This window comes from Gluconobacter sp. Dm-62, from assembly GCF_018256155.1.
In the GTDB taxonomy this organism is placed as follows: Bacteria; Pseudomonadota; Alphaproteobacteria; order Acetobacterales; family Acetobacteraceae; genus Gluconobacter.
This window is the reverse complement of the sequence record NZ_JAERLY010000007.1, coordinates 104,378-124,700: the sequence shown is the minus strand read 5'-3', so window position 1 is coordinate 124,700 and position 20,323 is coordinate 104,378. Positions and strand designations below refer to the sequence as shown.

Sequence of the window (20,323 nt, the reverse complement as noted above, 5' to 3'; positions counted from 1 at the left end):
GTTGTGAGGATCAGAGAGCGGCGAGTGTTCCGCCATCCACATAGAGAACCTGTCCGGTGATGTAGGCGGAGGCTGTGGAGCAGAGGAATTGCAGGGGGCCGGCAAGGTCTTCCGGCAGTCCGAAGCGGCCGAGGGGGATGTTCGACAGCATCTTTTCGCGCCATGCGCCGTCCTGAAAGAACATGTCGGTCATGTCCGTATGGAAGTAGCCGGGCGCCAGAGCGTTGACCCGGATGCCGCGCGGCGCCCATTCGACGGCGAGGCTGCGCGTCAGTCCGAGGATGCCGGATTTCGAGGCGCTGTAGGGGACGGCCTTCGCAACGCCTGCTGCGGAGGTGAGGGAGGCCATGTTGACGATTGTGCCCCCGTTCTGCATCAGGCGGGCGGCCTGCTGGGCGACGAAGAACGGTCCTTTCAGGTTGGTGTCCAGAAGGCGGTCCCACAGGGGTTCATCCACGTCGTCGCTGGCGCGCAGGGTTTCGTCGCCGGCGTTATTGACGAGGATGTCGAGGGAGCTGCCCTTACGGGGGATGTGGGAGAAGGCCTCGTGTATCGAGCCGAGGTTACTGACATCCATAACGAGCGGATGCAGTTCCATGCCGCAGGCAGCGGCTTCCGAGCAGGTTGCTTCGAGTGTTGCGGCGTTGCGGCCGGAGATCCAGACTTTTGCACCGCAATGGGCCAGGTGGAACGCCATGGCTTTTCCGAGCCCCCGGCCGCCTCCGGTAATGAGGGCCGCTTTGCCTGTCAGCGAGAAAAGCTGGGGCATGTCTACCATGTTCCGTCCGTACCGTTGGGGGCGATCAGGGTTTTGAGGCGGTTTTCTGCGCCTGAGAGCAGGTGGGTATAAAGGTCTGGCAGGTCGGTGAGGCTGGCGGCTGGTGTGACCAGTCGTTCGAGGAACGGGATGAGGTCTGGCAGGATTGCGATGGCCTGAGGCATCTCATTGGCGAAGGCGCTGACGCCCCTTATGTCCAGCTCCCGCTCCACGATCAGGTTGAAGTCCATTTGCGGTGCGTGATGGAAAATGCCTGCGAGAGCGAGGCGGCCTCCCGGAGCGAGCCGGTTGCATGCCATCTGCACAACGGTTGCGGAGCCCGTGGCGTCGAGGATGAAGCGTGGGCCTTCGGGACCGAAGCGGGCGCTCCAGCCTTGTCGGTCGGCGGAGAGCGGAGTTGTGCCAATGGTTTCGGTGAGAAGTGTCTGGCGCCCCGTGTTGCGTTCAAGCAGGTACACATCATGACCACGCTGCCGGAGCAGGAGGGCGGCCAGCCCCCCGATGGTGCCTCCGCCACAAACGACCACGGGCGCGCCGGGCAGTGGGTCGAGGCGGTTGACAGCATGCAGTGACACGGAAAGTGGCTCGACAAGGGCACCGTATCGCAGGGGGATTGTGCGGGGGAAAGACAGGATCTGGGAGGCTGGCAGGATGACCTCTTGTGCGAACCCGCCGTCGCAGCTTTCGCCGACGAAACTGAGGTTGCGGCAGAGGTTTTTCCGGCCCGACCGGCAGGCCTGGCAGGTGCCGCAGCCGACTCTTGAATCTGCGATGACGTGCTCGCCGACTGTATGGGAGCCGCAGTCGCCGCTGATTTGTGTAATGACTCCGGAGAACTCATGTCCGGGTGTGACGGGACATTGGGAGATCCACTGGCCGGTCTGGAAATTGTGCAGGTCAGACCCGCAGATCCCGGCGGCTTCGACCCGGATGCGGACTGATCCGTCAGGCAGGTCTGGAGAGGTCTGGACGGGAAGAATGCGGATGTCTCCAACACCTGAAAAGCGCGCAGCAAGCATGACAGTCGTCCTTTCCCTTCAGGGTGAGGTCGGGCGTTACACCACCCTTCCGGTATAGATATGATGATGGCGGAATGAAAAGGCCGGCATGCTGGTTCTTCGCGTAGCTTTTTCCGGGGTACGGCTTCGGGAAATATGCACCAGAAACACATTACCAATACGGAAGAATGTATGTTTTATAATGGTCCGATGTTGCAATGGAGTGCGGCAGTATCAGCGCCTTTCCGGACAACGGATTGACTGGCATCAGGACGGAGAGTGGCACGATGGATACCATTGGCACACTGGAAGCAGAGACGATTTACCCCATTCCTGCGGATCGCCGTCATGGGACTGCAAAAGACCTCTTTACGGTCTGGTTCGGGCCTAACCTCATGATGCTGACTGTCGTGACCGGGGCGCTGGCGACAACGGTTTTCGGGTTGTCTCTGATCCCTGCGCTTCTGGCGCTGCTGGTGGGTAATCTGGTGGGCGGCATTTTCATGGCGCTTCATGCGGCGCAGGGGCCTCGGCTCGGGGTGCCGCAGATGATCCAGACACGCGGGCAGTTCGGGTTGTTCGGGGCGGTTCCGGTGACCGCGATCATTGTGCTGATGTATGTTGGGTTTGCGGCCTCCAATCTTGTTCTGGGAGCGGAGGGGCTTCAGTCCTGCTTTCCGGGGCTGGGTCGGCTTCCCGCAATCCTGATCATCCAGCTTCTGTCCATCGCTCCTGCCATTCTTGGTTATCACGTGATCCATGTTGCGGCACGTATCCTGACGCTGCTCTGTGGGGCTGCCGTGCTTGTCTGCATATGGCAGGTTATGGGGGTTCATCCGGTCGTGCATGATGCTGTTACGCAGCCATGGGGCTGGACTGGTATTCTGCAGACCCTGTCGCTGGCTGCCTTATGGCAGATTGCCTATGCGCCCTATGTTTCTGATTCATCGCGTTATCTTCCGGCGGGGCCCCGAAGCGAGAAATATGCGTTTGTGGCATGTTTTTCGGGTTCTGTTTCCGGTTCGATGCTGGCCATGGGGCTGGGGGCGGCGATCGGGCTCGTGGCTGGCGGGGCGCATGTCATTCAGGCTCTGACGGCGATCCTGGGTGTGGCCTCGGTGCCTGTTCTGCTTGCGCTTTCAATCGGTATTGCGGTGGCGAATGCCATGAATGTCTATTGCGGGGCGCTTTCGACACTGACCGTCGCACAGACTTTCACGCCCGGTTTTCATTACGGGAAAGGTGCGAGGTTGGTCGTCACTGTCGGGCTTCTGTCACTGGCTTTTGGAATGGCGACGCTCATGGCTGATCAGTTCATGACGGCGTATAGCGAGTTTCTGGAGCTTCTGATGTCCGTCATGATTCCCTGGACGGCTATCAATCTGACCGATTACTATATTTTGCATCATGGAGACTACGATGTGCCCTCTTTCTTCAGAAAGGATGGCGGTCTTTATGGGTATTATAATGTCCCTGCACTGACCTGCTATGTGGTGGGGATTGTTGTTCAGATTCCGTTTCTTGCGACAAATCTTTATACGGGGAGCGCGGCCAGGTTTCTGGGCGGTGTGGATATTTCCTGGATGGTCAGTCTTCTTTTTACACCAGCGCTCTATATTCTTGCTGAGCGCACTTTCCGGCGGAAGGTTCTGCCCGGCGGAGAACGGGCATGAAGCTTCTGTATAATGCGAGGATTGCGCTGCCGGGGAATGAGCGGCTTGAGGGTGCGCTCCTGATCCGTGATGGTCGAATTGCGGCGGTTGGCGAACGCTCTGTGCTTCTGGACGGTTGTCCGGAGGATGTGGAGCAGATCGATCTTGGGGGCGCCTGCATTCTTCCGGGGTTTGTCGACAGTCATCTTCATCTGCTGATGGGGGCCGAATATCTTTCGAATATCGGTTTTCGGGACGCCCGAACGATGGCGGAAGTCGTGGCGCGGGTAGAAGGATTTGCTGTGGCGCATCCGGAGCGGGAATGGCTGCTGGGGCTGGAGTGGAGTTACGGGTATCCGGATCTGCCGCCAGAAGGTTTCGACCGGTCAATGCTGGATGCCGTGGTGCCGGACCGGCCGGTTTTTCTGAGGTCGGGGATGGCTCATGCGGCATGGGCCAATAGTAAGGCGCTTGAGCTTGCGGGGATTGATGCGTCTACCCCGAACCCCGAGGGCGGGGAAATTGTTCGGCGGCCGGACGGTTCTCCGACAGGATGGCTCAAGGAAGAGGCTGGCAAGCTGGTCGGGGCTCATGTGGTGCCCATGGATGATGCAATGATCCGGGACGGGCTTGAGCGCGTGCTGGGTGAGATGGCGCGATGCGGAATTACGCGGGTTGAGAGCGCGGCTTATGACGAAGGGCTTTTCCCGGCGCTTGGTGAGATGGAGGCTTCTGGCGGGCTGACCTGTCGTGTCGGGGTCATGGTCGAGATGCCGCCACCGGCGCTGTCGGAAAAGCGATTGGCCGAGATCGAGGGGCTGCGTGAGCGTTACCACTCCCCTATGCTGAGTCTGGATGGCGTAAAGTTCTTTCTGGATGGGGTTCTGGAATCGCATACCGCCTGCATGCCGCAGGGATATGCGGATCGTCCGGACGAGACGGGGACGCTGGTCTGGAAGCCTGAGGCCTATAAATCTGCGGTCCGGCAGGTTTCGGAAGCCGGTTTTCAGATCTGGACGCATGCGATTGGCAGTGGTGCGATCCAGTTGGCTCTGGATGCTTATGCTCAGGACCCGGACAAGACGCGATCGCTGCGGCATCGTGTTGAGCATGTGGAAATCCCGTTTGCGGAAGACATCTCCCGCTTCAGGGAGTTGGGCGCTGTTGCGTGTCTCCAGCCGGTCATGGTTGCGCCGTCCGATGAGTGGATGGGGATGCAGGGTGTCTGGGCCCAGCGGGTTCGCGAGAGTGAGCTGGAGCGGGCTTTTCCGAACCGTGCGCTCCTTGACGCAGGTAGTGTCGTGGCCTTTGGGACGGACTGGCCGATCGTATCGCTTTCTCCACTTCGGGGGATCAGCAAAGCCGTGACGCGCCGCAGTCTGGCTGGCGGGGCAGCTTTTGTTCCGCAGCAGGCCATTACTGTGTCCGAGGCGTTGTATGCCTATACGGAAGCGGGGGCGTTTGCCTGTCACCGGGATGCACAGGAAGGCAGCATTGAGGTTGGGAAGCTCGCGGACCTGGTCGTCCTGAGTGCTGATCCTGAGGATGTGTCGCCCGACCAGATCCCGGAGATTTCGGTTCTTATGACCTTCCTTGGAGGGCGGATCGTTTACGATGCACGGCCTGATGCCGGAAGTGCCATCTAGCTGTTTGCGCTCATGACAACCTGTGCGGAGTTTTCTGTATATGCCGCTTGATGACGGTGTCTTTTCCAGTGTTGCCGCGTCTGCGAGGCGGCGTCTTCCACGGCTGTTTGCGGATTACGTTGATGGTGGCGCACATGGTGAATGGACCATGGCGCGCAACCGCGCGGCTTTCCGGAAATGGGGGATCGTGCCGCGGGGGATGAAGAACGTCGAGACGGTGGATGCGGGTGTCCATTGTTTCGGGCAGCAGTGGAAAGCACCGTTCATGCTGGCGCCCGTCGGCTTTGCGGGGATGCTACATCCTGACCGGGAAGCAGGGGCGGCGCGGGCGGCATTGCGGTGTGGTGTGGGGATGGCTGTTTCCACTTTTTCCATTGATCCCATGGAAAAGGTGGCGAAGGTCGGGGGAGCACCGCTCGCGCAGATCTATGTTTTCCGGGATCGTGCCCTGACACGGGATATGCTGGCGCGGGCTGCGCAGTGCGGCATCGACGGCATTATCGTGACGGTGGATACGGCCATTACGCCGGTTCGGGAGCGGGATGTCCGCAATGGCTTCCGTCATCTCTCCCATCCCACGCTCATGCAGATGGCGGGGCTGCTTGCTCATCCCCGCTGGTGTTTGGGCATGGTGGGACGTGGGACACCTGCGATCGGCAATCTTGCTGGATATACCACCGCGCATGGCATCATGGGACAGGCCAAGGAAATGGCCGCCCAGATTGACCCCACGCTCGACCGGGCTGGTCTTGAATGGCTCAGGAGCGAATGGAAGGGGCGGCTGGTTGTGAAGGGGGTCATGCATCCGGAAGATGCCCGTGTTGCCATTGAGGCGGGTGCGGATGGTGTGATCGTCTCCAATCACGGGGGGCGGCAGATGGACCCGGCGCCTGCCACGATCGACGTTCTGCCGCAGATTGTGGCGGCCGTGGAAGGGAAGGGCGACATCGTTCTTGATAGTGGAATCCGCCGGGGTGGGGACGTTGTCATGGCGTTGGCGCTTGGAGCGACGGCGGTTTCCATAGGGCGTCCGTGGGCCTGGGCGCTTGCCGCCGGGGGCGAGGCGTCGGTTGAGAACGCCATCAGGGCGCTGTCTCAGGAAGTTGTGGATATTCTGGGGCTGGCCGGTCTCGAAGATATTGCCGCGCTGCGCAGGCGCGGGTCGGATGCCCTGTGGGAATTATAGTCTGACATGTCCGGGGCAGAACGCCCGCGGAATGTCCCCGAGACGAAAAAGAGAGCCGACCGGATGACGAAAAGTACCGAGTTTTACACGAAGCGTGCTGCCGAGCTGTCTTTTCGCAATGATTGCTGGATTGACGGCCGGTTTGTTCCTGCCGTTTCCGGACAGCGTTTTGACACGCTCAATCCTGCGACAGCTGCTGTTCTGACCCGTGTGGCGCGGGGCGATGCCGAGGATGTCGACCGGGCTGTTGTCAGCGGGCGGGCGGCCTTTGCGAGTGGTGTCTGGGCCGGGATGACGCCTGCGGAGCGCAAGGCTGTTCTGCTGCGCTGGGCTCAGCTTCTGCGGGACAATCTTGAAGAGCTGGCGCTTCTGGACACGCTGGATGTCGGGAAGCCGATTTCGGACACGCTCACGATTGATGTTCCGGGGGCTGCGGCCATTCTTCAGTGGCATGCCGAAGCCATCGACAAGCTGTATGACGAGATCGCTCCGACGGGCGGGCGGGATCTTGCAATGGTGCGCCGGGTCCCACTTGGCGTCGTTGGCGTGGTTGTCCCGTGGAATTTCCCGCTTGATCTGGCGATCTGGAAAATTGTCCCAGCTCTGGCCGTGGGCAATTCCGTTGTGCTCAAGCCCGCCGAACAGTCCCCGCTTTCCGCACTGCGACTGGCAGAGCTTGCATCCGAAGCCGGTCTTCCAGATGGCGTTCTGAATGTTGTGCCCGGGTTCGGGCATGAGGCCGGGCAAGCATTGGGGCTGCACCCTGATGTGGACTGTCTGGCGTTTACAGGCTCGACGGAGATCGGGAAGCTGTTTCAGGGCTATGCCGGTGACAGCAACATGAAGCCGGTCTGGCTTGAGACGGGGGGAAAGAGCCCGTGTCTGGTCTTCCCTGATGCCGATCTGGATGCGGCGGCGGAGAAGGCGGCCTGGGGGATCTTTTTCAATCAGGGGCAGGTCTGTTCCGCGAACTCGCGTCTGTTGGTGCATGAGTCGATCGCGCAGGACATGATCGAACGTGTGAAGGCGAAGGCCGAGGCGCTTGTTCCCGGAGATCCGCTGGACCCGTCCACCCGACTTGGGCCGATGGCATCGGCGGAGCATGCGGAGCGTGTGGTCGGATTTATTGCGGCAGGGCGCGAGAGCGGCCGCCTTGTGACAGGGGGCGGCCAGTTGAGCCGCGGGGCATCGAAAGCCTACATCCAGCCGACGATTTTTGCGGATGTTCCGCATGATGCCCTGATTGCGCGCGAGGAGATTTTCGGGCCGGTTCTGGTTGTCCAGACTTTCCGGGATGAGGCGGAAGCCGTCACTCTGGCCAATGACACACCTTATGGCCTCGCCGCATCCATTTGGACGCAGGACCTGACGCGGGCGCTGAGCATATCGGACATGCTGAATGTCGGGACGGTGTCGATCAATACCGTGGACGCCCTGTCTCCCATGACGCCTTTTGGCGGGATGAAGCAGTCCGGCTTCGGGCGCGATCTCTCGCTTCACAGTTTTGATAAATACTCCGCGCTCAAGACGGTCTGGATCAAATACTGAGCCGTTCTGAGCGCGACGACATTTTGCGGGGAAATCTTATGGTAACGCTTGCAGTCAGTGCTGAAGGCCCTGCCGCCTGGGAAAACTGGCGTAACGCCTTTCATGAGCTGGCGCCTGATCTTCAGACGGTCTCGTGGTTTGATCCGGCGTTTGATGCGTCAAAGGTAGATTACGCCCTGGTCTGGGATCCTGCTCCCGGAGAAATGGCGAAGATGCAGCATATGCGCGCCATTTTGTGTAGCGGGGCGGGCGTCAATCAGCTGGTCGGGCGGTCGGATTTTCCAAAAGACGTCATGCTGGTGCGGATGGGCGGTGACCAGACCGTGGTTCTGATGGCGGACTATGTGTTGTGGGCGATCGTGGCGCTGCTGCGGGATGCGCGGACATGGGCCTTGCAGCAGGAAAAGAAAGTCTGGCGGCGCAATCTTGAATATCGCACGAGCGCAGAGACTACGATTGGTATTCTGGGATACGGCAATCTTGGATCGGCTGTGGCGCAGAGGCTGGCAAAAGCCGGATTTCAGGTTTCGGCCTGGTGCCGCCGTGCGCGGCCGGTTGAGGATATTCCGCTGTATTTCGGGGAAGACGGTAAGGTGGAGCTTCTGGGAAAGACGGATATTCTGGTTAATCTTCTGCCCAGTACGCCGCAGACCCGAGGGCTTATTGATGCGGAATTCCTGTCACATTTGAAGCCCGGCGCCAGTCTGATCAATGTCGGGCGTGGCGATCAGGTGGTGGCGGATGATCTGGTTTCGGCTCTGGATGCAGGGCGCATGCGCGGGGCCGTGCTGGATGTCTTTGCTCAGGAGCCGCTCGAAAAAGACGCCGTGTTCTGGGAGCATCCGAAAGTTTTCGTCACCCCGCATGTTGCGGCGGAGGCATCCTGTAGGATGCAGGCGGCCTATGTGGCCCAGACGATCCGGGAGATAGAGGCGGGGAAAACCCCCGCGCTGACCTATCATCCCGAATGGGGGTACTGAGGGTCGTGCCGGGTGTTACCGGCAGTGTTTCGGAAGTTCGTTCATGACCTCTGTGATGCTTTCACGGAGGATCCCCCCGATTTTGGCAATCTGTTCTTCCGAGAGGGTCAGCGGGGGGGACAGGATCAGGATATGTCCCAGGGGGCGAGCAACAAGGCCTTTTTCCTGAGCTTTTCGCGCAACCAGCATGCCGATGTTGAGCTGTGCGTCGAAGAGGGTCTTGCTGCCCTTGTCCCTGACGAATTCGATGCCCATCATGAAGTGGCTGCCGCGCACTTCGCCCACGATGTCGATGTCTTCAAGTTTTCGCAGCGTGTTCTCAAAAATCTTTCCGGTGATGGCTGCACGCTCGGGGATCCGTTCGGCTTCCATCAGGGCGATATTGGCCAGACCGGCAGCAGCAGCGGCGGGATGACCGGCATAGGTCATGCCATGGGTGAAGACGCCATCGGGGCCTGAAACCACGTCATAAATCTCGTCGGTCATGATGGTGGCGGCGAGGGGCTGGTAGCCGGAGGTGACGCCCTTGGCCACGGTGATGATGTCTGGCTGAGTGTCGAAAACCGCTTCGGATGCGAAGAAGTGACCGAGGCGCCCGAAGGCGGTGACCACTTCGTCTGCGATGAATTTGATGTCGTATTCCCGGCAGAGTGCCTGAATGCGTTTGTGGTATCCTTTGGGAGGAACAATGACGCCGCCCGCCCCCATGATGGGTTCACCAATGAAACACGCGATGTTTTCTGCGCCAAGGCGTTCGATTTCGTGGCGCATGTCTGCGACGAGCACGTCTGTGAATTCTGCTTCCGTCATGCCGTCACCGTCGCGCCAGTAATGCGGCTTCTTCAGGTGGTGCACGATCCCTTCGGCTTTTGACCACCCTTTCGAGTAGGCTGGTGTCGTCATTGCGATCGAGAGATAGGTCGAGCCGTGATAGGCCCCATGGCGGCTCAGGACGAGTTTCTTGGTCGGTCGGCCCAGACGCTCGTAATAATGGTGCAGGATGCGCACGGCACCGTCATTCGCGTCTGACCCCGATGTGGAGAAATGCACGCGGTTCAGGTTTCCCGGTGCCAGTTCTGCCAGCTTTCGGGCCAGCGCGGCTGCTGTGGGATGCGTGAAGGTGTAAAAGGTTGAATAAAAATCCAGTGTTGAGAGCTGGTTTGAGATGGCATTGATGATTTCACGGCGTCCGTGGCCGACATTGACGCACCACAGGCCGCCAATTCCGTCGATCAGTTCATGACCGTTACTGTCGCGTACCATGACGCCTTTTGCAGCGACGATTGCAGTGCGTGCATGGGGTTCTTTCAGGCCGTTGAGATCAGCCCAGGACTGAACGAGATGTGCATCTGCCGCGAGAATATCATCTGTGGTCTGGGGTAGTTTGGACGACATGTGCATCTCTTCCATCCGAATTCGCTGCCCTGGGGTGCAGCCTCTGATACGTGATGGTAGGGTGCTGCCAGATGGGAAGTATATTGCCCTAAAGGGGTATAAGCCGGGTGTCAGATCAGCAGGAACAGCAGCTTGGTGCCGTCATTTCGGCTCTGATGACGCCTGCATTCGAACAGCAGTTTGTGGCGTGGTTTGAGAGTTGTGTCCTGATCGATAATCTGACTGTTCTTGCATATGTGGGAGAGGGGCGGCCGAGATGTCTGTTTGCCCATTCGAAAGAGACAAACGTTCACGCCAGTTTTGACAGTGCCTACTGCGCAGGAATTTATCTGCTTGATCCATTCTTTGTTGTGGACAGGGCAGGCGCGGCTTCCGGATTGTATCGCCTCGAGGATATTTCTCCGGACTATTTTGCCCAGTCAGATTACTACCTGAAATACTACAGGGACACGAATATTCTGGATGAGATGACGTATCTGGTCCGGGTTTCTGCTGAACTATCCATTCATATCTGTCTGGGGCGCGATATCAGTTCCGGCAGGAAATTTGTGCCTGAGGAGTGGGAGAAGGCTTTGGCAATCCGGCCGGTTGCTGAGGCTCTGGCTGTTCGACACTGGTCTGATCTTGCGGAGGATCAGGGTGAGTGCGTGCGTGATGGAGAAAATGCCATGACGCAGTTCTGGGAGCAGTTCAGGAAGACATACGGAGTGGTGCTGACGGCACGTCAGTCACAGACAGCGTTGCTGATCCTGCGTGGACATTCCTCGGGTTCGATTGCAAAGCTGATGGGGGTCAGTGTGCAGACTGTGAAAGTGTTCCGCAAACAGATCTATATGCGATGTTCCATTTCATCGCAGGCTGAGCTTTTTGCGATGATGATGCCGATATTGGTCAGGCTCGGTGAACGATAATTGGGTGGTAGAACCTAGTAAACGAACGGAAGGCAGGCATATCTCCGGCCTGCTGTGACCGGCTGAACGGCGTGCAGGAGGGCGCACGAAAATACAATGGCGCCACCTGCGGGAGCTTTGAATGTCTGTTGGCCGAATTCAGGGAAGATCAGTTCTCCTCCGTCGTATCCTTCATTCAGATTGAGTGAGACTGCAAACTGCCGATGCGCGGAGCTGGGGACCGTATTGTCGCGGTGGGCATCGAAGAAGCCGCTGTCCGTAGCGTCGTAGGAACTGACCAGCATTCTGTCCATTTGCGTGGCCTGGAAGCGGAAAGCCCGGAAGATTTCCGGTACGACGCGGCGGATGATGCGGTTCTGTAGATCCGTAACGATCTGTCGGTCGCGCAGAGGGGTATCCAGACGTCGTTTGAAGCTGGGAGCGATGGTTCGGATTGGATGTCCTGCGGCATCAGAAGTCAGGATGGGAGAGGGCTGGGGATTGTGAGACAGGTGATACTGGATCAGGGTCTCACAGAATGCCGGTTCAAGGACATGGTCGAGCATGAGCACCGGAACAGGCCTGTCGCGCTGCGAAGCCGTGGCCTTTTGCAATAATGCCGGGAACAGGAGCTGTTCCAGACCGGGGCTGTGAAGGTGGGTGTTCAGGACATGCATCATTGGATCAAGTTCGATCCAGCCCGGAGGTGCATTTTTAGCAATGCCGAACGCATCATGACACGTACGGTCAGAGTCATAAAGAAAGCAGACCGATTTGAGCCCGGACCGGGTTTTGAGGTGTTCAGCATCTGCAGCGTCGAGGGTAACCCCCAGGAACAGACAGTCTTTACGGTTCAGAACATCGGCATATCGGGACAACTGCTGCAGGACGTCGTTGATTGCGGGATCGGTAGAGGACGGGAAGAACAAGAGAAGGGTTCTGCGACCACCGGTCATGTCGAAGGAAAGTGCCCCGGAACTGGTGCTGGCTTTCTGTACGAATGGCGGAATGGGGTCGCCCGTTTCAACCGTGGTCCAGGACATAGGCGCTCTCATGGGTGGAGACGTATTTGGACGGGCAGCATGCCCAAAGCGGCGACTGATCACAAGATCAATATGTCTATACAAGTTGAAAAAGAAGGATCAATGAGCGAGGCGGAAATCTTCTCCGGTGAAGATTATGTCAGATTCGCAAGGGGGGGAGGTGCCGTTTTCGCGTTAAAACTGGCGGAATATCATTGTTTTTCGATGGAGGTCTGAGGCAAGGAATTCTTTGCATCCTGTTGAAGTGTTTTTTGAGCATGGACACTTAAGGTGAGGGTAGAAAATTTTCTGAAACGAATTTTCTTGATTTAAGTCACTGTTATAAAACATGAAAATTGATTGTATGGAAGGAGTCGGGGATATGTCCTGTCATGTTATGGTAATTAAACAGTTGCATATGCAACCAGACATGACATTGTGACTTCGATACGAAAATAACCCTGAGCAGGTGCCATGCCAATCGTCAAAAGCCGTCATGCTTGTGTTGCTCTCTCCACCATGACGTTTCTGGCGTCGACCTCTCTGGCTGGAGCTGCGGCACCGACGCATTCGCATACCAGATTGCCGGCCCATGTTGCTGCGACCCCGCAAAAAAGAAAACCGCACGCTGTCAGTGCACATGATCCTGAAGTCATTTCCGTTCATGCTGCGGGTGAGGATGGTGCGTATGGCAAGGTCCGGCATATCGCGGGTGGCGGACTGATGGCAGTTCAGACGGGCGGCGACATGCGCAGCACCGTGACCTCGGAATATATCAACAAGCAGGCTTCGACGACGACGGCCTATCAGGCTGTTTCGCTGGCTCCCGGCGCCAATCTTTCCCAGAGCGATCCTTATGGGTTTGCCGCCAATTCCCTGCTCAGCGTACGTGGACTTGGCGGGAATGAGATCGGGCAGGTCTGGGAAGGGATGCCTGTCAACGATATCGAAACTTACAACGGTTATCCGACCTACTGGGCCGATGGGGAAGATATTGATTCCGTCAGCCTGACGCAGGGATCGTCATCCATTACCGCGCCTGTGGTTAATGCGTCGGGCGGGCAGGTCACGACCTCAATGCGCGATCCTGCCCATAAAATGGGCGGCCTGATCGACTACAGTTACGGAACGCTGAACCTGCAGCGTTTCTATGGACGTTTCGATACCGGGGATATCGGGAATACGGGCCTGTCCGCCTATGTCTCGTTTTCCAACGGGACCGCGAAAAACTCGCTTGGCCCGGGACGACAGATGCGTCGGCATATCGATTTCGGGTTCAAGAAGGAATTTGCGAACGGGGACCAGATGAAGCTGGTCGGTTCCTATGTCGATATGAACTACATGTACAACCCGAACCCGACACTGGCTGACTGGCAGGCTTCGGGGCGGAGTTATGCGTGGAACGGGACATTTTCACCTGGGAGCTCGGATTACTGGCGCCAGAACCGCTGGAAATGGGAGCAGATCATGATGAGTCTCCCGTCCGACTTTACGCTTCCGGGCAAGGTGAAGCTCAATGTCACGCCGTATTTCCTGTATGCGATGCAGAATTCACCGGCATCTTCCACGCTGTCGTCTGATGGAAATTATTACGGGACACAGCCTGTTTCCGTAAATATTCCGGATGCTCAGGCCTCGGGAGGGAGCGTGCGAAGCGATTATGTGGGCGCGCAGTCTGTCGGCGGGTTCAACGCGTCGCTTTCGCGCCAGTTCGGTGTTCAGAAGGTGACGCTGGGATACTGGTATCAGTACAGCGTTGATGATCTGTCGATGCCGTTTTCGTCGGTTGATTCGATTGGAAATGCTGCTTCGGCCTGGAGTCTGCAGAATGTGACCATGGGCAATGGTCAGCCATATCTTGCCGAGAAGGAGCATACCGTTACGCAGACGAATGCGCTTTATCTGCAGGACGAGATCTCGCTTCTCAATGATCGCCTGAAGATCGTGGGTGGCATCAAGACGCTGATGATGAGCAAGGCGGGAACCAATGGTCTGCCGGGGACGCAGTATCATGTGGGCGCCAATAATTTCCAGCCGCTGCCCCGTGTCTCGGCGACGTACAAGATTGATTCCCACAATCAGGTCTTCATCAATGCGAGCACCAATACATTAATGCCGATTGATGACACCCTGTATAATTCCTATTCCGGCGGGGCGGTTTCAACGCAGGGTAATCCGGCGATCAAACCTGAATATTCGATCTCTGAAGAGCTGGGCTACCGGTATCAGGACAAAACCGTTCATGCCAGCCTGGCGCTGTTCAACTACAACTTCACGAACCGTCAGGTTTCCAGCCTTCGCTATGTCAATAACGTCCCCGTCTATTCGACGATCAATGGTGGCGGGCAGACGTCTCGCGGTGTGGATTTCGAAGCCGGACTGATGCCGTTTTATGGCTTCTCCCCGTATGTTTCCGTCGAATATCTTCACGCAACCATCGATAACAATATTCAGGTTGGAAACGACTATCTGCCGACGGCGGGGAAAACGGCGGTCCGCAGTCCTTCGTTCCAAGGCTCTTTCGGCCTTGTGTATGACTACAAGAATTTCTTCGGAACGTTTTCGTTCAAGTACACCGGGTCCCAGTATTCGACGTTCATGAACGACGAGAAAATGCCCGCTTACAAGACGTTTAATCTGTCGCTGGGATATCGGCTGCCGAGTGTCGGATTTGTCAAACATCCGGAAATCCGGGTCGCATTCATCAACCTGACAGACGAGAAAGTCCTGTCCGGTATTGCGTCGCCCCAGCTGAATGCCCAGACCGCAAGGGGCATTTACGGGACCTCGATTGATGGAAGTTCTCCCGGATATTACATCGCGCCGCGATTTACGACTGCGATGACCGTGGCGGCCGGCTTCTGAACTTTTCCAAACCTCTTTCTGTTCCTGTGAAAATGGAGACCTTACTCATGGTCAATTCTCCTTCCGTGTCTTCCCGCCTGTCGAATGATCGTGTGATCCGTGCCGACCATGGCTCCGAAATCACTGCGAAGTCATGGCAGACTGAAGCGGCCATGCGGATGCTGATGAATAACCTCGACCCGGAAGTCGCGGAGAAGCCTTCGGAGCTTGTTGTCTATGGCGGTATCGGTCGGGCAGCACGCAACTGGGACTGCTATGACCGGATCGTGGAATGCCTGCGGGAACTTGGCGATGAGGAGACGCTGGTTGTGCAGTCCGGCAAGCCGGTTGGGGTGTTCCGGACGCATTCCAATGCGCCGCGTGTCCTGATTGCGAACTCAAACCTCGTGCCGCACTGGGCCACCTGGGAGAAGTTCAACGAGCTCGATCGGGCGGGTCTGATGATGTACGGCCAGATGACGGCCGGGTCCTGGATCTATATCGGAAGTCAGGGAATTGTTCAGGGAACGTACGAGACCTTCGTTGAAATGGGCCGTCAGTATTACGGCGGTGACCTCAAGGGGCGCTGGATCCTGACGGGTGGTCTGGGGGGCATGAGCGGTGCGCAGCCGCTGGCCGCCGTGATGGCGGGTGCATCCATGCTTGCCGTGGAATGTGAGCCGTCGCGTATCCAGAAGCGTCTGGAGACGGGGTATCTGGACCGGCAGGTGCAGGATCTGGATGAGGCGCTGGAAATCATTCATGAGGCCTGTGCGAAGGGCGAGGCTGTTTCCGTGGGTCTTTTGGGAAATGCTGCTGAAGTTTTTCCGGAACTGGTGCGGCGTGGCGTCCGTCCGGATGGGGTGACGGACCAGACGTCCGCCCATGATCCGTTGAACGGCTATCTGCCTGCGGGCTGGTCGCTGGAGAAGGCGGAGAAGCTGCGGATCACGGATCCGGCGGCGGTTGAAAAGGCGGCGCGGGAGTCCATGCGGCTTCAGGTCGAGGCCATGGTGGCGTTTCACCGGATGGGCGTACCGACGTTCGATTACGGCAACAATATCCGCCAGATGGCGCTCGAAGAGGGGCTGGAAGATGCCTTTGCGTTCCCGGGTTTCGTCCCTGCCTATATCCGGCCGCTGTTTTGCCGTGGGATTGGTCCGTTCCGCTGGGCGGCGCTGTCGGGTGATCCGGAGGACATCTACAAGACGGATGCGAAGGTCAAGGAACTGCTTCCGGACGACAAGCATCTGCACAACTGGCTCGATATGGCGCGGGAGAAAATCCAGTTCCAGGGCCTTCCGTCCCGGATCTGCTGGGTAGGTCTCGGGGATCGTCACCGGCTGGGTCTGGCGTTCAACGAGATGGTGGCCAACGGAGAGCTGAAGGCTCCGATTGTAATCGGGCGCGATCATCTGGACAGTGGTTCGGTGGCGAGCCCCAATCGTGAAACAGAGGCTATGCGCGATGGGTCCGATGCCGTTTCCGACTGGCCTTTGCTGAATGCACTGCTCAATACCGCTTCGGGGGCGACCTGGGTGTCGCTGCACCATGGCGGCGGTGTGGGCATGGGATTTTCCCAGCATTCGGGCATGGTCATTGTCGCAGATGGCACAGAAGATGCCGCGGCCCGTCTGGGGCGTGTGCTGTGGAATGATCCGGCCACGGGCGTGATGCGCCATGCCGATGCCGGCTATGACATTGCTGTTTCCTGTGCGCATGAAAAGGGCTTGAACCTGCCCATGATTACGAACAGGAAATGAGGCCTCAAAGGCGCATTCTTTCGGGGATGCGCCTTTTTTTGATTATGACAGGATAACTGCGATCATTATGACAGGGATACACGCGACCCGTTCTTTCCCGGGGCGGCAGCTTCTGCTTCTCGCTCTGGGGCTCAGCATCTGCTCCGGGTGTGCGTATCTCGGTTCATCCGTCATGCCCTTTCAGATCGATGCGCTGATGTCGGGGCTGCATCAGTCCGCCAGTCGGGCGGGGATGTTTGGCTTTTTCGAAATCATGGCCTTTGCGGTTTTCATGATGGTGCTGTCCCGTCTGAAGGGGCGGGTTTCAGTTGTCATGACGGCTTTTCTGGGGGCAGGGCTGGCGGCTGTTTCGTCGCTCCTGACGGCGGCTGGCCCTGCATCATCGCTGTGGACATGGGGCTGCGCCATCCTCTTTGGTCTGGGAGAGGCATTTCTGGGACGGTCCTATGTCTGTGCGGCATCGGCGAGTAAGAACCCGGACCGGATGTACGCCATTTCAAACGGTGGGGGACTTATCGTTCTGGTTGCGGTGATCGATGCCATTCCTTACGCAACCCGGAGTTTTGGCGCGCTGGGCGTGTTTGTTGGTATCGCGGCCATTGTTGCGCTTATTGCGCCTTTCATGGTGACGCTCCGTCATGCCCCGCCGCTCCCTACTCGCCAGAGCACGGAAAAGATGCGTCTGACGCCCGGCGGGGTAGCCCTGCTGTTTATTTGGGTCGGATCGTCTCTGGGATCGAGCATGGCATGGTCTTTTGCCGAGCGCGTTGGCCGGGCCATTCATCTTTCAGCTGACTATATTGTCTTTCTCTCGACGGTAGGGATCGTGTCGAGTGTTCTGGTCAGCTTTGTTGTCGGAGCGCTGGCGGGCAGCCTTCGCAGGGAGATCATTCTGCCTCTGACGCTCGTGGGAACGGGGGTCGGAGGGCTTCTTGCGTGTTCAGCGTGGGATTCCTGGAGCTATACGGCGGGCGTCATCATCTACTGGAACTGCTCCATGCTGTCTTACGCATGGCTGCTCGGCAGTGCGGCTGCGCTGGACCATACGGGGCGGACCGGGACGTTCTGTGGTGGTATGGACCGTATGGGATATGCTTTGGGGGCGCCGTTTGGAGGGCTGATCATTGATCATTCCTCCTTTACGATGCTGGGTATTGCAGGCTGTGCGGCTTGTGTTGTCAGTATTCCGTTCGGGTTGCCGGTGCTGCTCAGGGAAATCCGACAGTCCGAAGGGAACGCACGGCAGGATGCTCCTCTGACCGAAGCCTGCTGACTTCTCGCGTCAGGGGGAGGGGCCTTCCTGCATCAGGACTTCGAGACGGGCGATATCGGCCGCCAGAGGATGGTCTTCTTCATAGAGGGGGATGATGCCCCGCACGCTGTTGTAGAGAGCCCGTGTATGAGGGGCGACTTCCTGAGTGAGGTCTGCGAGATCCCTGGCCTGACAGAGGGCCAGCAGTTCGATGGCGAGAATGGAACGTGTATTGGTGACAACGTCGCGCGCCTTGAGGGCGGCGGGTGTTGCATGCACCAGAATATCTTCCTGAAGCCCTGAGGTAACGCCGCCGTCCAGACTGGCTGGTAAGGCATTGCGGCGGTTGGCGCTGACAAGTGAGGCGGCCGTGTACTGGGCGATCATGAAGCCGCTTCCGGTTCCGGAATCGCTCGACAGGAAGGCCGGGAACGGGCTGGTCAAAGGATTGACCATGCGGTCCAGACGCCGTTCGGAAATTGCGCCCAGAGAGGCCAGCGCGATGGAGGCCTCGTCCATGACTCGTGCGATGCTCGCACCTACCGCATGGGCTTCGGAAAAGGCGCCGATGCCTGTTTCGTCTTCGAGAATGGCAGGGTTGTCGGACAGGCTGGCCAATTCCTGTGTGATGGTCTGGCGGATACTGGCGAGCGCATCGTGAACAGATCCGTGAATATGGGGAATGGCGCGCAGGCTCAGGGCATCCTGCGTTCGCTGGCCCTGAGACTTCGCTATCCGTGCCGAGCCTGCCAGGTCCCTGTTGAGGGCGTGCGATACGGTCTGATGGCCGGGCATGGTGCGCAGTCTGGCTGATCGAGGATCGAATGCACGCTGCTGTCCTCCAAGGACGTCAAAGGTTGCGGCGGCGATCCGGTCCGCCCACTGCAGACAGGTGGTGGCCTCTTCGGTGACGAGGCTGGCAATTCCGGTGGCGCAGGACAGGCCGTTGACCAGACACAGGCCTTCTTTTGCTTCCAGAACCAAGGGTTCGAAACCGAGCCGCTTGAGAACTTCCGCGGCGGGCTGTTCCGTGTTGTCCACCTTCAGAGTTCCGTACCCGATCAGGGTCAGGGAAATATGGGCCATATGGGTGAGATATCCGACTGAGCCATCTCGTGGGACGATCGGAAGGCAGTCGTAATTCAGAAGTGCAACAAGGCGATCGACGATTTCTGCGCGCAGGCCTGAATAGCCCAGACAATATTCATTGACGGCGCAGGCCATGATGGCGCGTGTTGCTTCGGCGCTGAGCGGTTGCCCAATGCCGGTGGCATGGCTGAACAGAATTTTGCGGGACAGGGTGGACTGTTTTTCCGGAGTGATCAGGATGTCGGAGAGGCCGCCAACACCCGTATTGAGACCGTAGGCGGCCGCTTCTCCCTCCACCAGGATGCGCAGGCGTCTGTGCGCGTCCTCAAGCCGCTTTCGTGATGCTTCAGAGAGCCGGAGCTTTTTTCGGTTTCGTGCAATGTCGCAGATGTCCTGCGGAGAAAGCGGCTGATCGAGCAGGAGTTCGGTCACGAAGGCACTCTTGGTTGTCTATACAATAAGAAACCTTAAATGCCCTGTGTTGCGGCCGTCAATCCACCGCAGCAGCCGATCCGGAACTGTTTTTCAGGGCCGGTAACGTCCGCCGAAACTGTAGCGGTTGCCCGAATATGTGAAGATGCCCTTCATGACGACCCGGCCTTCGACCCAGGTCCGGCGCATCAGTTGCAGACAGGCTTCGGGCTTTTGGAGTTGGAGAAGGTCGCAGATGTGCTGGGGCGGGGTTACCGCGAACACGACATGCTCGATCTCTTCCGGGCCGGCGATGCCGTACAGGTGGCGGTGAGGATTGATACGGGTGAAGTCCTGCTCCAGATAATCCGGCGCAAAATGCGGCGAGACATACCGCTCTTCCAGCTGAAGTGGCAGGTCGTCCTCGTAATGGACGATCAGGGAGCGGAACAGGCGCGCGCCGGGGCGTTGCTCGAATGCGGTTGCAAGATCGCTGTCGGCGCGGACGGTCTCGATGGCAATGACTTCAGCACGATGCTGGTGGCCGCTGGCGACGATGTCGTCAATGATATCGCGGATTTCCAGAAGCTCGACGCGTTTTGCGGGCTGGGCGACGAATGTTCCAACCCCTTGGGCGCGGCGGACAATGCCGTCGGCCGTCAGTTCACGTAGCGCCCGATGAATTGTCATCCGCGAGACGCCGAGCTGTTCGACGAACTCATGTTCTGATGGCAGCCGATGGCCGACCTTCCACTCTCCACAGTCGATGCGTTCAATGATGAACGCCTTCACCTGTTCGTAGCGTGCAACCGTCTTCGTCTTGTCCAGGATCTGCGACACGTCTCCCCTGCCTTTTCTTCTCTTGAGGA

At 58.3% G+C, this 20,323-nt stretch carries 16 protein-coding genes; 10 read left to right on the top strand and 6 right to left on the bottom strand.

Annotation, left to right across the window (positions count from 1 at the left end):
• Positions 1 to 10: 10 nt before the first annotated feature.
• Both JK202_RS09310 and JK202_RS09305 read right to left on the bottom strand, forming a co-directional pair.
• On the bottom strand, positions 11 to 778 hold the full coding sequence (locus JK202_RS09310; RefSeq protein WP_249199878.1) for an SDR family NAD(P)-dependent oxidoreductase: 768 nt from the start codon (positions 776 to 778) through the stop codon (positions 11 to 13).
• On the bottom strand, positions 772 to 1,797 hold the full coding sequence (locus tag JK202_RS09305) for a zinc-binding dehydrogenase (RefSeq protein ID WP_211560417.1): 1,026 nt from the start codon (positions 1,795 to 1,797) through the stop codon (positions 772 to 774). Before JK202_RS09305 ends, JK202_RS09310 begins: the two co-directional genes overlap by 7 nt.
• A 266-nt stretch (positions 1,798 to 2,063) precedes the next feature.
• Here JK202_RS09305 and JK202_RS09300 point away from each other — a divergent pair, with 266 nt between their 5' ends.
• The 5 genes from JK202_RS09300 to JK202_RS09280 all read left to right on the top strand — a co-directional run bounded on the left by JK202_RS09300 (position 2,064) and on the right by JK202_RS09280 (position 8,788).
• Positions 2,064 to 3,449 carry a cytosine permease gene (locus tag JK202_RS09300; RefSeq protein ID WP_211560414.1) on the top strand — a complete coding sequence of 462 codons (1,386 nt, stop codon included), beginning with the start codon at positions 2,064 to 2,066 and terminating at the stop codon, positions 3,447 to 3,449.
• On the top strand, positions 3,446 to 5,074 hold the full coding sequence (locus JK202_RS09295) for an amidohydrolase (protein ID WP_211560412.1): 1,629 nt from the start codon (positions 3,446 to 3,448) through the stop codon (positions 5,072 to 5,074). Before JK202_RS09300 ends, JK202_RS09295 begins: the two co-directional genes overlap by 4 nt.
• 40 nt (positions 5,075 to 5,114) lie before the next feature.
• Positions 5,115 to 6,260 (top strand): alpha-hydroxy acid oxidase, encoded by a 1,146-nt coding sequence (locus JK202_RS09290; protein WP_211560410.1) that lies wholly within the window; start codon positions 5,115 to 5,117, stop codon positions 6,258 to 6,260.
• A 63-nt stretch (positions 6,261 to 6,323) separates the two neighbouring features.
• Positions 6,324 to 7,808 carry an aldehyde dehydrogenase gene (locus JK202_RS09285; protein WP_211560408.1) on the top strand — a complete coding sequence of 495 codons (1,485 nt, stop codon included), beginning with the start codon at positions 6,324 to 6,326 and terminating at the stop codon, positions 7,806 to 7,808.
• Positions 7,809 to 7,846: 38 nt separating this feature from the next.
• Positions 7,847 to 8,788, top strand: a complete 942-nt coding sequence (locus JK202_RS09280; protein WP_211560407.1) for a glyoxylate/hydroxypyruvate reductase A — start codon at positions 7,847 to 7,849, stop codon at positions 8,786 to 8,788.
• A 15-nt stretch (positions 8,789 to 8,803) separates the two neighbouring features.
• Here the strand turns inward: JK202_RS09280 and JK202_RS09275 are convergent, their stop codons facing one another.
• Complete coding sequence (locus JK202_RS09275; RefSeq protein ID WP_211560405.1) at positions 8,804 to 10,183, bottom strand: aminotransferase class III-fold pyridoxal phosphate-dependent enzyme; 1,380 nt, start codon at positions 10,181 to 10,183, stop codon at positions 8,804 to 8,806.
• 107 nt (positions 10,184 to 10,290) lie between these two features.
• On the opposite strand from JK202_RS09275, the gene JK202_RS16505 reads away from it, so the two are divergent.
• Positions 10,291 to 11,094, top strand: coding sequence for a helix-turn-helix transcriptional regulator (locus tag JK202_RS16505; RefSeq protein ID WP_211560403.1), 804 nt, complete (start codon positions 10,291 to 10,293; stop codon positions 11,092 to 11,094).
• Between the two features lie 14 nt (positions 11,095 to 11,108).
• Here the strand turns inward: JK202_RS16505 and JK202_RS09265 are convergent, their stop codons facing one another.
• Entirely contained in the window at positions 11,109 to 12,116 is a 1,008-nt protein-coding gene (locus JK202_RS09265) for a 2OG-Fe(II) oxygenase (protein WP_211560401.1), read from the bottom strand.
• Positions 12,117 to 12,155: 39 nt separating this feature from the next.
• On the opposite strand from JK202_RS09265, the gene JK202_RS09260 reads away from it, so the two are divergent.
• The 4 genes from JK202_RS09260 to JK202_RS09245 all read left to right on the top strand — a co-directional run bounded on the left by JK202_RS09260 (position 12,156) and on the right by JK202_RS09245 (position 17,975).
• Positions 12,156 to 12,332 (top strand): hypothetical protein, encoded by a 177-nt coding sequence (locus JK202_RS09260; protein ID WP_211560399.1) that lies wholly within the window; start codon positions 12,156 to 12,158, stop codon positions 12,330 to 12,332.
• Between the two features lie 237 nt (positions 12,333 to 12,569).
• A complete protein-coding gene (locus JK202_RS09255; RefSeq protein ID WP_211560398.1) occupies positions 12,570 to 14,960 on the top strand; it encodes a TonB-dependent receptor in 2,391 nt (796 codons plus the stop codon).
• Between the two features lie 65 nt (positions 14,961 to 15,025).
• The gene (gene hutU, locus JK202_RS09250) at positions 15,026 to 16,702 is read left to right on the top strand and encodes a urocanate hydratase (protein ID WP_211560489.1); all 1,677 of its coding nucleotides are present in this window, start codon (positions 15,026 to 15,028) and stop codon (positions 16,700 to 16,702) included.
• A 67-nt stretch (positions 16,703 to 16,769) separates the two neighbouring features.
• A complete protein-coding gene (locus JK202_RS09245; protein WP_211560397.1) occupies positions 16,770 to 17,975 on the top strand; it encodes a hypothetical protein in 1,206 nt (401 codons plus the stop codon).
• Positions 17,976 to 17,984: 9 nt separating this feature from the next.
• On the opposite strand, the gene hutH is transcribed toward JK202_RS09245, so the two are convergent.
• Both hutH and hutC read right to left on the bottom strand, forming a co-directional pair.
• Positions 17,985 to 19,475, bottom strand: coding sequence for a histidine ammonia-lyase (gene hutH / locus JK202_RS09240; RefSeq protein ID WP_211560396.1), 1,491 nt, complete (start codon positions 19,473 to 19,475; stop codon positions 17,985 to 17,987).
• Positions 19,476 to 19,568: 93 nt separating this feature from the next.
• Positions 19,569 to 20,294 (bottom strand): histidine utilization repressor, encoded by a 726-nt coding sequence (gene hutC, locus JK202_RS09235; protein ID WP_211560395.1) that lies wholly within the window; start codon positions 20,292 to 20,294, stop codon positions 19,569 to 19,571.
• Between the last annotated feature and the right edge of the window lie 29 nt (positions 20,295 to 20,323).

Bases quoted from the DNA above. Each gene is read 5' to 3' on its own strand.
- JK202_RS09310 (WP_249199878.1), bottom strand. From the start codon at position 778: ATGGTAGACATGCCCCAGCTTTTCTCGCTGACAGGCAAAGCGGCCCTC.
- JK202_RS09305 (WP_211560417.1), bottom strand. From the start codon at position 1,797: ATGCTTGCTGCGCGCTTTTCAGGTGTTGGAGACATCCGCATTCTTCCC.
- JK202_RS09300 (WP_211560414.1), top strand. From the start codon at position 2,064: ATGGATACCATTGGCACACTGGAAGCAGAGACGATTTACCCCATTCCT.
- JK202_RS09295 (WP_211560412.1), top strand. From the start codon at position 3,446: ATGAAGCTTCTGTATAATGCGAGGATTGCGCTGCCGGGGAATGAGCGG.
- JK202_RS09290 (WP_211560410.1), top strand. From the start codon at position 5,115: ATGCCGCTTGATGACGGTGTCTTTTCCAGTGTTGCCGCGTCTGCGAGG.
- JK202_RS09285 (WP_211560408.1), top strand. From the start codon at position 6,324: ATGACGAAAAGTACCGAGTTTTACACGAAGCGTGCTGCCGAGCTGTCT.
- JK202_RS09280 (WP_211560407.1), top strand. From the start codon at position 7,847: ATGGTAACGCTTGCAGTCAGTGCTGAAGGCCCTGCCGCCTGGGAAAAC.
- JK202_RS09275 (WP_211560405.1), bottom strand. From the start codon at position 10,183: ATGTCGTCCAAACTACCCCAGACCACAGATGATATTCTCGCGGCAGAT.
- JK202_RS09265 (WP_211560401.1), bottom strand. From the start codon at position 12,116: ATGTCCTGGACCACGGTTGAAACGGGCGACCCCATTCCGCCATTCGTA.
- JK202_RS09260 (WP_211560399.1), top strand. From the start codon at position 12,156: ATGCCCAAAGCGGCGACTGATCACAAGATCAATATGTCTATACAAGTT.
- JK202_RS09255 (WP_211560398.1), top strand. From the start codon at position 12,570: ATGCCAATCGTCAAAAGCCGTCATGCTTGTGTTGCTCTCTCCACCATG.
- JK202_RS09245 (WP_211560397.1), top strand. From the start codon at position 16,770: ATGACAGGGATACACGCGACCCGTTCTTTCCCGGGGCGGCAGCTTCTG.